The following is a 13,961-nucleotide window of genomic DNA, read 5'->3' as shown; positions in this document are numbered from 1 at the left end:
CGGGGCGGGGGGGGGGGCCCGGCGCGGGGGGGGGGTCCCCCGAATCGGTTAAAAGGTTTGGGGGGCCGCGGGGGAACACCCCGGGGGGCCCCGGGCCCGCCGCGGGCCCCGGGCACCACTGTCAGGTCGTACGAGAGACGGCCCTCAACAGGTCAGAAGGTGAGCTTCCAGCTGTTGATGTAGCCGACGTCCTGGGACGCCTTGTCCTGGACGCGGAGCTTCCAGGTGCCGTTGGCGACCTCCGAGGAGGCGTTCACGGTGTAGGACTTGACCAGGTTGTCCGCGCTGCCGCCGGACCGGTTGTGCAGGTTGTACACCGAGCCGTCGGGGGCGACCAGGTCGACCACGAGGTCACCGACGTAGGTGTGGACGATGTTCACGTCGACCTTGAGGGTGGACGGGGCGTTGCCGGTGACGCCGGTGACGGTCACCGGGGAGGTCACCGCGGCGCCGTTGTCCGGCACGGAGACGTCGGCGGCGTTCTCGAAGACCTTGCCGGTCGGCGGGTTGCCGTCGTCCGGACGGCTGCCGACGTTGACCGCGGCCCAGGCGTGCTCGACGCCCTTGACCTCGGGGCTGCCCGCGCCGTACAGCTCGGTGGCCGCGGCCACCGTGCCGACCCGGGCGTTGGCGTAGTTGGTGCTGGCCGTGAACTTCGTGGTCAGCGCCCGGAACCAGATCTTCTCGGCCTTCGCGCGGCCGATGCCGGTGACCGGCTTGCCGTCGGAGGTCGGCGAGTCGTACGAGACGCCGTTGATGACCTTCGCGCCGCTGCCCTCGGACAGCAGGTAGAAGAAGTGGTTGGCGACGCCCGAGGAGTAGTGGACGTCGATGTTGCCGATGCCCGAGTACCAGGAGTCCTTCGACGAGCCGTCCTTGGAGGGCTTGTCCATGTAGCGCAGCGGGGTGCCGTTGCCACGGATGTCGATCTTCTCGCCGACGTTGTAGTCGCCGACGTCGTTGGCGTTGTTGGCGTTGAACTCGACGGCCGCCGCGAAGATGTCGGAGGTCGCCTCGTTCAGGCCGCCGGACTCGCCGGAGTAGATCAGCTTGGCGGTCACCGAGGTGACGCCGTGCGTCATCTCGTGCGCGGCCACGTCGATCGAGGTCAGCGGCTTGGCGTTGCCCGCGCCGTCGCCGTACGTCATGCAGAAGCAGGAGTCCTGCCAGAAGGCGTTGACGTACGCGTTGCCGTAGTGGACGCGGGAGGTCGCGCCGACGCCGTCACCGCGGATGCCGGTGCGGCCGTGCACGTTCTTGTAGTAGTCCCACGTCGCGCCCGCGCCGTACGCGGCGTCCGCGCCCGCGGTCTCGCGGTTGGACGGCTGGCCGTTGCCCCACACGTCGTCCGGACCGGTGAAGAGGGTGCCGCCCGACGTACCGCCGTTGAGGTCGATCGTCTTGTGGTTGCCGCGCCCCGCGTCGGTCAGGTTGTACGTCGAACCCGACTGCGTCGAGCCGAGCGTCACCTGGCCGCTGTACTGGGTGTTGCCGACGCCGTTCTCGACGGCCTGCCACTCGTGCAGCTTCTTGCCGGTGGCGGCGTCGGTGACGACGTGCAGCTCGTTGGGCGTGCCGTCGTGCTGGAAGCCGCCGACGACGGTCTCGAACGCGAGGACCGGCGCGCCGGAGCCCATCCACACCACCTGGCGCGGGGCGATCGACGCCTTCGTCCGGTCGGAGCCCTCCGCCTTCGCGAGACCGAGTGCCTGCTTCTCGGCGGCCGCGGCGGCGATCTTCGGGGTGGCGGCTATGCCCTGGAGCTTCGCCGTGGTGGAGCGGGAGACGCCCCGGGTGGCGGCGGCCTTGTCCTTCTTGACGACCAGGTCGCCGCCGAGGACGGGCAGGCCGTCGTAGGTGCGCTCGTAGCGGGTGTGCGTGGTGCCGTCCACGTCCTGGGCGACGTCACGGACGACGAGCGCTTCCTTGGCGCCGAGGCCGAGCTCCTTGGCGGTGGCCGCCTTGGACTCGTTCGCCTTGGCGAGCAGCGCGGCGCGCTGCGCGGGGGTGAGCTTGACGGGCTGGGCCCCGGGGTTGGGCTGGGCGGCGGCGGGAGCGGCCTGCGCGTTGTCGGCGCTGGCCGAGCCGGTCTGGACGCCGACGAGCAGCGCTGCGGCGGCGAGCAGTGCGCCGGTCGCCGTGGCGCGCTTGCGGTGCGTGGATCTCACGCGGACTCCTTCTGCGAGGGGGGTACCGGACGGCTGGGTGAGGCCGGCCGGGCAGTGCGTGCAGAGCAGGCAGAGCAGTGGTGCGCGTGGAGCTCGAAGGGTGGAGCGAAAGAGTGGAACGTGGTGCGGCGGTGCTGTGTGCGTCGGAAGAGTGGCAGCCGGATGCGGTCCGTGTCAGGAGCGCGTCAACAACTTGGCCGGAAGCGGTTCGTTGCCCGGGAGGTCATGTTCGGTATCCGGATCGTTTGCCTGTGCGTAAGGAAGGCGTCGTCACGCGTACGTACGGAAGGGGGCCGGGTGTGCGATGCGCTGCCATCGCAAACGGGGCGGGGCGCACAGCGGCGTACGGGCTCGCGGAAGGGACGCCTCCACACGGCGGCCGCGGGGACCCCGCATGGCCGAAAACCTGCGCCTCTTGCGGCCGGATATGTTGCAGGCGTGTGAAGCCGCGGGCGCGCCATGACCATACCCGGGGGGTTGTGAGGACGCTGTGGAGGGGTCCCGCCCAGGCACTCGCTCCGGTGTCCGTTTCGGGGGATGCGCCCCCGTGAGTGTCGGCGGATCGCGGGTACCCGGAGCGAGCCGCCCTCGCTAAGGAGTGACGTGTGATGGACGAACAGGCCCGGTACGAGCCCCGTTCGGGTACGGGAGAAGGGGCGCCGGTCGGTGAACTGGTGTCGCGCGCCTCGCAGCAGCTCACCGAGCTGGTGCGGGCGGAGATGCGGCTGGCACAGGCCGAGATGAAGGAGAAGGGCAAGCGGTACGGAAAGGGCGGGGGCCTCTTCGGGGGGGCCGGCCTCGTCGGCTTCCTCACCCTTCAGGCCCTGGTGGCCACCGCCATCGCGGGCCTGGCCGTACCGCTGCCCGTATGGGCCGCGGCCCTCATCGTCACCGCCGTGCTCGGCGTGATCGCCGCGGTACTGGCGATGACGGGCAAGAAGGAGGTCGGCAAGGCGGGCTCGCCCACGCCGGAGCAGGCCATCGACAGCGTGAAGGCCGATGTGGCCGAGATCAAGGAGAGTGCCAAACGATGACGCAGCCACCCCATGACGAGCCCACCGCGGAGAACCCCGAGGAGCTCCGCGCACAGATCGAACAGACCCGCCACGAACTGGGCGACACGGTGCAGGCACTGGCCGACAAGGCGGACGTGAAGGCCCGCGCCCAGGACAAGGCGGCGGAGTTGAAGGAGCAGGGGGCGGCCAAGGCGGCTGAGCTGAAGGTGCAGGGCACGGCGAAGGCGGCCGAGCTGAAGGAGCAGGGCACGGCCAAGGCGGTGGAGTTCAAGGACCAGACCGCCGCGAAGGCCGCTGAGCTGGCGGAGCAGGTCAAGGCCAAGGCGTCCCAGGTGGACGAGGTCTGGCAGGCCAAGGCCCCGGCTCCGGTGCGGGACCGCAAGGCGGCGGTCCTGGCGGGCGCGGCGGCGGTGCTGGTGCTGACCGGAGTGCTGCTGCGGCGCAGGCGGAGGTAGTCCCCGACTGCCGCGCCCCGTACGGGCGGTGAGCCCGTGCGGGGCGGTGCGCGGTGTGCGGAAGGGGCGCGGGGTCGGGTCCGGCGTGCGCACGAGACGAACCGCTGCCGGCTCTCCGGGGCGACGGCGAGTTCGGGACTCCGGTGACACCGCGGTCCGCCTGGTCGCGGAGCCCGCCGCGAACGCCGTCACGCACGGCCGCGCCCCGGGGCGGGACTTCGGGCTCCGGCCCGAACCCGGCCCGCGCACCCTCCGCGTGGGCGTCTCGGACGCGCGCGGCGCACGGCGGCCCCCACCCCGGGGAACTCGTGCCACCCACCCGCCGGGGCGGAGGCCGGGCGGGGGCTGCTCCTGGTGGAGGCGCTCGCCGACCGGTGGGAGGCACGGGAGAGGCGGCCGGTCGGCAGGGCGGTCCGCGCGGAGCCGGCCCTGCCGCAGTGGTGTGCGCCGCCGTCCGGCCCCTCGCTCAGAAGCGGCCCGCCACCCGCGTCGGCGTCACCCGGACCGCCACGAACTCCGACTGCGCCGACGCCGGGTTGAACGCGGCGAACGGCTTCCCGGTGTGGGCCCGCGCGAGGCGGTCCGCCAGCGTGCGGTCCGGGTCCGGTTCCAGCGTCGCCGTACCTCTGACCTCGGCGTACGCGTACGGGTCGTCCGGCGCCCCGATCAGCAGCGTCACCCGCGGGTCCCGCGCGGCGTTGCGGCCCTGGAGCCGGTCCGGTGCCGTGGTGAACAGCAGGTCGTCCCTGTCCCGCGTCACCCACACCCTCGTCAGGTGCGGCAGCCCGCTGGGCAGCAGCGTGGCCACGGTGGCGAAGGCGGGGGAGGTGTCGAGGTACTGCCGCAGGGCGGGGGAGAGACGGTTCCCTGCCTCAGGCACCCGCCCGCACCGCCGCCCCCGCGAGGGCCAGCTCGGCGACCGCGTCGAGCACGGCGTCCGCCCCGGCCGTGAACTCCGGCGCGGCCCGGAAGGAGCCGCCCTCCACCAGGCCCTCGATGCCCGGCACCGAGAGCGTCGGCTCCGCCGGGCGCAGGCCCACCCGGTTCAGCACCGGACGGATCATCTCGATCGCCGGCGCGCCACCGGAGGGCCCCGCGCTGTAGCTGACCAGGCCGACCGGCTTGTCCCGCCACTCGGCGTACAGGGAGTCGATCGCGTTCTTCAGGGGTGCGGTGAAGCCGCCGTTGTACATCGGCAGGACGAAGACGAAGGCGTCGGCGGGGGAGATCGTCTCGCTCCAGGCACGGGTGTGCGGGTGTGCGTACCGCCCCGTCGACGGGTACTCCGGCTCGTCCAGGAAGGGCAGCGCGACCTCCCCGAGGTCGACCGTCGTCACCTCGAACTCCGGCCGGGCGGCGGCCCGTTCCGCGATCCACCGGGCCAGCGGCCTGCCGGACGAGGTGGGACGGGTGCTCGCGGACAGGACGTACAGGCGAGAAGGCATGGGTGAGGAATCCTTTGCGCGGAGAGGAAGTCGAGCAGGAAGAGTGAAGCGCTTCGGGGCCGGTCGGGCCGGGGGGGGGCGTCGCCACCGCGTGGAGCACGGTCCCGGCGCCCACCGTCCCGCCGGGGCGGCCGGCTCGACGCCCGTGCGGGCCGCCCGGCGGGAGAGGCCGCGGCGGGCCGGGCCCGTCATCGGGCCGTCGCGCGGACCGGGACCGAGCCCCGCCCCACGTACGGCCCGGCCGCCACCGCGTCGAGCACGAACTCCGGTGGGCCCGTTCGTGCTCGGTGGCGGTCACCGCTCCCCGTCCCGTCGATTCGTTGACGTGTCATCGGTAACCTAGGGGTGGCATCGATGACGTGTCAACCATTTCCCGGTAGGCTGCCCGGCGTGACCTCCGAACCCCGCTGGCTGACCGACGCCGAACAGCGCACCTGGCAGGCCTACCGCCGGATGCAGTTGCTGCTCGGCGCGCAGGTCTCCCGCGACCTGAACGCCGACAGCGGCCTCTCGGACGCCGACTACGACGTTCTCTCCCACCTCGGCCTCTCCGACCGCAACCGTTGCCGGATCAGCGAGTTGGCCGACCGCATGCTCTGGTCCCGCAGCCGCCTCTCCCATCATCTGACGCGGATGCAGCAGCGCGGGCTGGTGGCGAGGGAGGGGTGCGCGAGCGACGCCCGGTGCGCGGAGGTCGTCCTCACGGCCGACGGCCTGCGCACGCTGGAGGCGGCCGCGCCGCCGCACGTGGACTCCGTGCGCCGCAACTTCATCGACCTCCTCACCCCCGAGCAGCAGGCCGTCTTCGCGGAGATCGGCGAGGTCGTCGTCCGCCACCTCTCCGCCGGCGTGGAACCGCGCGCGAAGAAGCCGGCGCGCGGTACGGCGTAGGAAAGGGACCCGGCGCCCCCGCGTGAGGATGCCGGGCCCCTGGGGCGTTCAGCCGTTCACCGCCCGGGCGGGCCGCGCCCCTTCAGGGACGAGGCCGACGCGGACGAGTCCGACGCGGGCGAGGGCACGGCGGGCGCCGGGCCGTCGGGTGACGTGCCGTCGGGTGACGTGCCGTCCCGCACGGGCACGGGACTTTCCCGGCGCCCGGACGGGGACCGCCCCCTACACCAGGCTGTCCCGCCACGCCCGGTGCAGATCGGCGAAGCGGCCCTGCCCGCCGATGAGTTCCGCCGGGGTGCCGTCCTCGACCACCCGGCCCCGCTCCATCACCAGCACCCGGTCCGCCACCTCCACCGTCGAGAGCCGGTGCGCGATCACCACCGCCGTACGGCCCTTCAGCACCGTGTGCATCGCGTGCTGGACCGCCTGCTCGCCCGGGACGTCCAGCGAACTCGTCGCCTCGTCCAGGATCAGCACCGCCGGGTCGGCCAGCAGCGCGCGGGCGAAGGCCACCAACTGCCGCTGGCCCGCCGAGATCCGGCCGCCCCGCTTGCGTACGTCCGTGTCGTACCCGTCCGGCAGGCCCGCGATGAAGTCGTGCGCCCCGATCGCCTTCGCCGCCCGCTCGATGTCCTCCCGGGTGGCCTCCGGACGGCCGATCGCGATGTTCTCCGCGACCGTGCCCGAGAAGAGGAAGGCCTCCTGGGTGACCATGACGACCCCCCGCCGCAGCTCGGGGGTCGAGAGGGTGCGCAGGTCCGTGCCGTCCAGCAGGACGCGGCCCTCCGTCGGGTCGTAGAAGCGGGCCAGCAGCTTCGCGAGGGTCGACTTGCCCGCCCCCGTGGAGCCGACCACGGCCACCGTCTGCCCGGCGGACAGCGTCAGGTCGAAACGCGGCAGGACCTCGCCGCCGGTCCGGTAGGCGAAGCGCACGCCGTCGAAGACCACCTCCCGGCCCGGGGACGCCGTCGGCCCCTTCGCCGGAAGCGCCTGCGGCTCGGCCGGCTCCGGCACCGTCGGCGTCTGGGCCAGCAGCCCCGCGATCTTCTCCAGCGACGCCGCCGCCGACTGGTAGGAGTTCAGGAACATGCCCAGCCGGTCGATCGGGTCGTACAGGCGGCGCAGATACAGGACCGCCGCCGCCAGGACACCGAGGGCGAGGGTGCCGGACGCGACCCGGTGGGCCCCCCACAGGACGATGCCCGCGACCGCCGTGTTGGCGACCAGGCGCGAGCAGGTGACGTACCGCGCCATCTCCAGCAGGCCGTCCCCGTTGCGGAGTTCGTGTTGCCGGTTGAGCGCCGCGAAGGCCTCGTCGTTCGCCTTCTCCCGGCGGAACGCCCGCACCGGCCGGATGCCGTTCAGCGTCTCCGCGAACTTCACGATCACCGCCGCCACCGCCGTGGACCGTGCCCCGAACACCACCCCGACCCGCCGGCGGTACATCCGCACCAGCAGGTACAGCGGTACGAACGACGCCACCGCCGCCCCGCCCAGACCCAGGTCCAGCCACAGCAGCATGGCCGAGATGGAGACGAAGGACAGGACCACGCCGATGAGTTCCTGCAGGCCCTCGGAGAGCAGCTCGCGCAGCGACTCGACGTCGGTGGTCGAGCGGGAGATCAGCCGGCCCGAGGTGTAGCGCTCATGGAAGTCCACGCTGAGCGCCTGCGCGTGCCGGAAGATGCGCCCGCGCAGGTCCAGCAGCACGTCCTGGTTGAGGCGCGCCGAGACCATCAGGAACGCGTACTGGAGCGCCCCGGCCGCCGCCGAGCAGACCAGGTAGCCGACCGCGACCGCGATCAGCGGCCCGTAGTCCGCCCGCCGGAACGCGGGCACGCCCCGGTCGATCGCGTACGCCACCAGCAACGGGCCCGCCTGCACCGCCACTTGCTGGAGCAGCAGCAGAACCACCCCGAGCGCCACCCTGCGCCGGCCGGCCCGCAGGAGGGAACGCAGCAGGCGGCCGGTCGCACCGGGCGGGGAGGGGAGGTCGTCCTTGTCGAAGGGGTCGTCGGCGGCCCCGGTCCGGATCTCCTCGGCGTCGTCCACGACGGGCGCGGGCTTCTCCTGGTCGATGGTGGTCACGCGTCCGCCCCCTCGTGGATGGTGGTGCCGGCGGTCTCCCCGGCCGCCCGCTCGCCCGACATCAGCCAGGCGTACTCGGCACTGTCCCGCAACAGCTCCTGGTGCGTGCCGACGGCCGTGATCCGCCCGCCGGACAGCAACGCCACCCGGTCCGCGAGCAGCACGGTCGACGGCCGGTGCGCGACGACCAGCGCCGTGGTGTGCTCCAGCACCCGCCGCAGCGCCGCCTCGACCAGGGCCTCGGTGTGCACGTCGAGCGCCGACAGCGGATCGTCCAGTACGAGGAACCTCGGCTCCCCGACCACCGCCCTGGCCAGCGCCAGCCGCTGCCGCTGCCCGCCGGACAGGCTGAGCCCCTGCTCACCGACCTGCGTGTCCGTGCCGTGCGGCAGCCGGTGCACGAAATCGGCCTGGGCGACGGCCAGCGCGCGCCGCAGCTCCTCGTCCCCGGCGTCCGGGCCCGCGCCCATCAGCACGTTCTCGCCGACCGACGCCGAGAACAGCGTCGGCTCCTCGAACGCGACGGCCACCAGCTCCCGCAGCTCCTCGCGCGGCATGGCGGTGATGTCCCGGCCGTCCAGCGTGATCCTCCCGCCGGTCGCCTCGTGCAGCCGGGGCACCAGGGCCGTGAGGGTCGTCTTCCCGGACCCGGTCGCCCCGACGAGCGCGAGGGTCTCCCCGGGCCTGACGTGCAGGTCGATGCGGCGCAGCAGGGGCACGGACCCGGGCTCGGCGTCCGGATAACGGAACTCCACCCCCTCGAACCGAATGCCGTCCCGGGCAGCGGGTGCGGCCGATGCCCCCGGGGCAGCCGGTACGGCCGAGGGTTCCGAGGCGGCCGGAGATCCCGGAGCGACCGACCCGCCCGAGGATTCCGGGGAGGCGGGAGATCCCGAGACAACCGGCCCGCCCGAAGGTTCCGAGGCGGCCGGAGGCCCCGGAGCGACCGGCCCGCCCGACGCCTCCCGGGACGTGACCTCCTCCGTCTCCTCCTCGGCGTCCATCACCTCGAAGAACCGCTCCGTCGCCGTCGCCGCCTCCTGCGTCATCGCCAGCAGGAACCCGATCGACTCCACCGGCCACCGCAGCGCCAGCGCCGTCGACAGGAACGCCACCAGCGTTCCGGCCGACAGACCTCCGTCCGCCACCTGGACCGTGCCCAGTACCAGCGCCGCCCCGATCGCGGCCTCCGGGATGAAGGTGATCATCGCCCAGATGCCCGCGAGCAGCCGGGCCTTCAGCAGCTCGGTGCCCCGCAGCTCCAGCGACAGCTCGCGGAACGCCCGCGACTGCGCCCTGTGCCGGCCGAAGCCCTTGATGATCCGGATGCCGAGGACGCTCTCCTCGACCACCGTCGTCAGATCGCCGACCTGGTCCTGGGCCTTCCGCGCCACCAGCGCGTACTTCGCCTCGAACACCGAGAGCAGGATCATCAGCGGGAGCACCGGCACCAGCAGCACCAGCCCCAGCGACCAGTCCTGCACCAGCAGGATCGCGAACCCGGCCAGGATCGTCGTCCCGTTCACGATCAGGAAGGTGAGCGGGAACGCCAGGAACATCCGGATCAGCATCAGGTCCGTCGTACCGCGCGACAACACCTGCCCCGAGGACCACTTGTCGTGGAACGCCACCGGCAGCCGCTGCACGTGCCGGTACAGGTCCGCCCGCAGCCGCGCCTCCACACCGGCCAGCGGCCGGGCCACCAGCCACCGCCGGAAACCGAACAGCAGCGCCTCCACGACGCCCAGCACCAGCAGCGCCGCCGCGCCCAGCCATACCCCGCCCGGGTCCCGGCCGGCGACCGGACCGTCGACGATCCACTTCAGGACGAGCGGGAAGACCAGGCTCAGACAGGACGCCACGATCGCGACGACCGCCGCGCTGCCCCAGCGCACGCGGACCGGCCGGACGTACGGCCAGAGCCGCAGCAGGACGCGCGGCGAGGACCGCGCCGGTTCCCGCGGTCTCCCGTCGGCGGACTCGGCGGCGTCCGGTCCGGGGCCGGGCTCGGGCTCTGGGGAGGTGCGTGTATCGCTCATCGGGCACGAGAGTACGAGGAGGGGACGCCGCCGCCCAGTGAGTATTCCGGGGCGCAGAGCAGCACACCCGCCCGGCCGGCCGTGCACCCCCGGGGCCCCTACGGGTCGTACGGGACGGATCAGCCGTCCGGCTTCGCCATCAACCGATCGGCTGATGCCTCCCGGGAGCGCGATGGCCGATACCGGCGCGCCCCGCGTCCGGGGATGCTCGTGCCATGCCTCAGAACACACCGCTGATCGAAGTCACCGGCCTCCGCAAGAGCTACAGCGGCCGCACCGTCGTCGACGGTGTCTCCTTCTCCGTCGAGGAGGGCGAGATCTTCGGCATCCTCGGGCCGAACGGCGCCGGCAAGACCACCACCGTGGAGTGCGTCTCCGGACTGCGCGTCCCCGACTCCGGCACCGTGCGCGTCGCCGGACTCGACCCGGTCGCCGACCACGAGCAGACCTCCCGCCTCCTCGGCGCCCAGCTCCAGGAGAGCGAACTCCAGCCCAAGATCCTGGTCCGGGAGGCGCTGGAGCTGTACGCGTCCTTCTACCCGAACCCCGCCGACTGGCGGCCGCTGGCCGAACGCCTGGGCCTCAACGACAAGTTGACCACCCGCTTCGCCAAGCTCTCCGGCGGCCAGAAGCAGCGCCTGTCCATCGCGCTCGCCCTGATCGGCAACCCCCGCGTGGTGGTCCTGGACGAACTGACCACCGGGCTCGACCCGCGCGCCCGCCGCGCCACCTGGAAGCTCATCGAGGACGTGCGCCGGCAGGGCGTCACCGTCCTGCTGGTCACCCACTTCATGGAGGAGGCCCAGCGCCTCTGCGACCGCATCGCCGTCATCGACAAGGGCCGGGTCGCGGCCCTGGACTCGCCGTCCGGGCTGATCGGCCGTTCGGCCGGCTCCACCGTCATCTCCTTCACGCCCTCCCGCCCGCTGGACCCGGCGGATCTGGCGGCCCTGCCCGAGGTCGCCACCGTCGAGCACCGCGGGGAGCAGCTCACCATCACCGGCACCGACGTCACCGTCAACGCCGTCGTCACGCTGCTCGCCCAGCACCGCATCACCGCCCACCAACTGCGCGTCACCGACGCCACGTTGGACGACGCCTTCCTCGACCTCACCGAGGAGCGCGAGGGCACCGCCACGGACACCGCAGGAAAGGCCGCCTGAACCATGACGACCGCAGCCCCCGCCCCCGCCCGCACCCGCCGTCCGGTTCCCGGCGGTCCCGCGCTCGCCGCCGTGTTCAAGGCGGAGGGCCGGCTCTTCCTCCGCGAGCCCGGCTCCCTCTTCTGGATCCTCGGCTTCCCGACGACGCTGATGGTGATCCTCGGCCTGATCCCGTCCTTCCGGGAGGCCGACCCCGGTCTCGGCGGCCGCCGCGTCATCGACCTCTACGTCCCCATCGCCGTACTCCTCGGCATGATCATGGCCTCCATCCAGGCCATGCCGCCGGTCCTCACCAGCTACCGCGAACGCGGCATCCTGCGCCGGCTGTCCACCACCCCGGTGCGCCCGCTCGCGATCCTCGGCGCGCAGATCGCCCTGCACGGCGCGGCGATGATCGTCTCCGCGCTGATCACGATCACCGTCGGCAAGCTGGCCTTCGGCGTGGCGCTGCCCTTCTCGCAGCCCGGTTACGTCCTGTCCATGCTGCTGATGACCGCCTGCGCGCTCGCCCTCGGCGCGACCCTCTCCGCCATCGCGGCGACGACCAAGGCGGCGACGGCGATCGGCTCCGTGGTCTTCCTGCTGATGATGTTCACCTCGGGCGTGTGGCTGCCCGTGCAGACGATGCCGGACCTGCTCCAGACCATCGTCACGCTGACCCCGTTCGGCGCCGCGTCCCAGGCGCTGGACCACGCCATGCTCGGAAGCTGGCCGGAATGGCGGCACTTGGGGATCATGGCCCTGTGGGCGGCGGGCCTCACCGGTGCGGCGGCGCGCTGGTTCCGCTGGGAATAAGCGCATGACACCGGGGGAGCGGGCCGTGAACATCGAGGACGAGCTGCGGGAGCGGATCTTCCGCTGGGGTCCGTACGGTCTCCTGGCACTCAGCACGGTGATCACCCTCTTCACGGTCGACGAACTGATGACCCCCGCGAAGCTGTACGCACTGGGGCCGACGGTCGCCGCGGCGCTCGCCCTGCACCTCTGGGCGGGGGCCGCCGGGGTGCACCGGACGGGCGAGGTGTCCGTGAGCAAAGGGGTGTACTACGGCCTGCGGACGCTGCTCGGGCTCGTCCTGACCGTCCTCAACCCCTTCTACTCGATCTACGCCGTGCAGGGCTACTTCGACTCCCACGACATGCTGGCCGTCCGCTGGGCCCGGGTGGGCCTGCTGGTCACCGCGGGGACCATGGCGTACGGGCAGGCCGCCGGCGTGTGGGCGCTGTTCGCCGCCCTGTTCGTCCTGCACGCCGGTCTCGCCCTGACCTTCGAACACCTCGGGGCCAAGGCCGACCTGGACCGGAAGAAGAAGGCGGAGACCATCCTCGCCCTCGAAGAGGCCAACTCCCGCCTGGAGGAGGCCCTCACCGAGAACGCCGCCCTGCACGACCAGCTCATCGTCCAGGCCCGCGAAGCGGGCGTCGCCGACGAACGCCGCCGGCTCGCCGCCGAGATCCACGACACCATCGCCCAGGCCCTCACCGGCATCGTCACCCAGCTCCAAGCCGCCGCCGACAGCCCCGACCGGGCCGCCGCCCAGGCCCACCTGGACCGGGCCACCACCCTCGCCCGCACCGGCCTCGGCGAGGCCCGCCGCTCGGTGCGCGACCTCAGCCCCGCCGCGCTGGTCCACGACGACCTGCCCGGCGCCCTGCGGAAGACCGTCGCCGACTGGTCCCAGTCGGCCGCCGTACCGGCCGAGTTCACGGTCACCGGCACCGTCGACCCCCTGCACGACGAGATCCAGGCGACCCTTCTGCGCATTGCCCAGGAGGCCCTCACCAACGCCGCCAAGCACGCGCACGCCACCCGCGTGGGCGTCACCCTGTCCTACATGGGCGACGAGATCACCCTGGACGTCCGCGACGACGGGCGCGGCTTCGACCTCGTCGCCGACGCCACCATCGGCTTCGGCCTCACCGGCATGCGGGCCCGCGCCGAACGCCTCGCGGGCACCGTCGACATCGAGTCCGAGCCCGGCTACGGCACGGCGGTCTCCGCCCGCGTACCTTTGGTCGACCATGCCTGAGAACCCCGCCGCCGACCGGCCCATCACCCTCCTCCTCGTCGACGACCACCCCGTCGTACGGGACGGCCTGCGCGGCATGTTCGCCGCCGCCCCCGGCTTCGAGGTCCTCGGCGAGGCCGAGAGCGGCCCCGAGGGCGTCGAACTGGCCCAGCGCCTTCGTCCGGACGTGATCCTCATGGACCTCCGGATGCCGGGCGGCGGGGGAGTGGCCGCCATCGCCGAACTCTCCCGGCGCGGCCTCCCCGCCAAGGTCCTGGTCCTCACCACGTACGACACCGACACCGACACCCTGCCCGCGATCGAGGCGGGCGCGACCGGCTACCTCCTCAAGGACGCCCCCCGCGACGAGCTCTTCACCGCCGTCCGCGCGGCCGCCGCCGGCCGCACGGTCCTCTCCCCGGCCGTCGCCACCCGCCTGGTCACCCAGGTCCGCAACCCCCGCCCCGCGGGCCCGAGTTCCGACTCGCCCCTCTCGGCCCGCGAGCTGGAGGTCCTGCGCCTGGTCGCCAAGGGCACCTCCAACCGCGAGATCGCCCGCATCCTCTTCGTGAGCGAGGCCACGGTGAAGACCCACCTCACCCACCTCTACGCGAAGCTCGCCGTCAACGACCGCGCGGCAGCGGTCGCCACGGGCTACGAACGCGGCATTCTGGGCTGAACCCCGAAG

General features: G+C 72.8%; 12 protein-coding genes. 7 read left to right on the top strand and 5 right to left on the bottom strand.

The window, feature by feature from the left end; all coding sequences use genetic code 11:
- Window positions 1-152: 152 nt before the first annotated feature.
- Window positions 153-2,168, bottom strand: a complete 2,016-nt coding sequence (locus tag ACIP93_RS04745) for a M4 family metallopeptidase (RefSeq protein WP_345228322.1) — start codon at window positions 2,166-2,168, stop codon at window positions 153-155.
- Window positions 2,169-2,776: 608 nt separating this feature from the next.
- Between ACIP93_RS04745 and ACIP93_RS04740 the strand changes: the two genes are divergently transcribed.
- Complete coding sequence (locus ACIP93_RS04740) at window positions 2,777-3,202, top strand: phage holin family protein (protein WP_345228321.1); 426 nt, start codon at window positions 2,777-2,779, stop codon at window positions 3,200-3,202.
- Window positions 3,199-3,639: a DUF3618 domain-containing protein gene (locus ACIP93_RS04735; RefSeq protein WP_345228320.1), complete on the top strand. Its 441-nt coding sequence runs from the start codon at window positions 3,199-3,201 to the stop codon at window positions 3,637-3,639. The genes ACIP93_RS04740 and ACIP93_RS04735 overlap by 4 nt, the downstream gene beginning before the upstream one ends.
- A gap of 466 nt (window positions 3,640-4,105) precedes the next feature.
- Here the strand turns inward: ACIP93_RS04735 and ACIP93_RS04730 are convergent, their stop codons facing one another.
- Entirely contained in the window at window positions 4,106-4,519 is a 414-nt protein-coding gene (locus ACIP93_RS04730; RefSeq protein ID WP_401755735.1) for a PPOX class F420-dependent oxidoreductase, read from the bottom strand.
- A complete protein-coding gene (locus ACIP93_RS04725; protein WP_401755732.1) occupies window positions 4,512-5,084 on the bottom strand; it encodes an NADPH-dependent FMN reductase in 573 nt (190 codons plus the stop codon). Before ACIP93_RS04725 ends, ACIP93_RS04730 begins: the two co-directional genes overlap by 8 nt.
- Window positions 5,085-5,474: 390 nt before the next feature.
- Between ACIP93_RS04725 and ACIP93_RS04720 the strand changes: the two genes are divergently transcribed.
- Complete coding sequence (locus ACIP93_RS04720) at window positions 5,475-5,975, top strand: MarR family winged helix-turn-helix transcriptional regulator (RefSeq protein ID WP_401755729.1); 501 nt, start codon at window positions 5,475-5,477, stop codon at window positions 5,973-5,975.
- A 222-nt stretch (window positions 5,976-6,197) separates the two neighbouring features.
- Here the strand turns inward: ACIP93_RS04720 and ACIP93_RS04715 are convergent, their stop codons facing one another.
- On the bottom strand, window positions 6,198-8,054 hold the full coding sequence (locus ACIP93_RS04715; RefSeq protein ID WP_401756985.1) for an ABC transporter ATP-binding protein: 1,857 nt from the start codon (window positions 8,052-8,054) through the stop codon (window positions 6,198-6,200).
- A 5-nt stretch (window positions 8,055-8,059) separates the two neighbouring features.
- Entirely contained in the window at window positions 8,060-10,102 is a 2,043-nt protein-coding gene (locus ACIP93_RS04710) for an ABC transporter ATP-binding protein (protein WP_401755726.1), read from the bottom strand.
- 215 nt (window positions 10,103-10,317) lie between these two features.
- On the opposite strand from ACIP93_RS04710, the gene ACIP93_RS04705 reads away from it, so the two are divergent.
- Genes ACIP93_RS04705 through ACIP93_RS04690 form a run of 4 tightly spaced genes read left to right on the top strand, consistent with a single transcriptional unit; the run spans window position 10,318 to window position 13,952 of the window.
- Window positions 10,318-11,265: an ABC transporter ATP-binding protein gene (locus ACIP93_RS04705; RefSeq protein ID WP_401755723.1), complete on the top strand. Its 948-nt coding sequence runs from the start codon at window positions 10,318-10,320 to the stop codon at window positions 11,263-11,265.
- A 3-nt stretch (window positions 11,266-11,268) separates the two neighbouring features.
- Window positions 11,269-12,060, top strand: coding sequence for an ABC transporter permease (locus ACIP93_RS04700; protein WP_345228314.1), 792 nt, complete (start codon window positions 11,269-11,271; stop codon window positions 12,058-12,060).
- 25 nt (window positions 12,061-12,085) lie between these two features.
- The gene (locus ACIP93_RS04695; RefSeq protein ID WP_401755719.1) at window positions 12,086-13,294 is read left to right on the top strand and encodes a sensor histidine kinase; all 1,209 of its coding nucleotides are present in this window, start codon (window positions 12,086-12,088) and stop codon (window positions 13,292-13,294) included.
- Window positions 13,287-13,952, top strand: coding sequence for a response regulator (locus ACIP93_RS04690; RefSeq protein WP_401755716.1), 666 nt, complete (start codon window positions 13,287-13,289; stop codon window positions 13,950-13,952). Before ACIP93_RS04695 ends, ACIP93_RS04690 begins: the two co-directional genes overlap by 8 nt.
- Window positions 13,953-13,961: the final 9 nt, after the last annotated feature.

It is taken from the genome of Streptomyces sp. NPDC088745 (assembly GCF_044751045.1).
GTDB lineage: Bacteria > Actinomycetota > Actinomycetes > Streptomycetales > Streptomycetaceae > Streptomyces > Streptomyces cremeus.
This window is presented reverse-complemented; position numbering and strand designations above follow the sequence as displayed.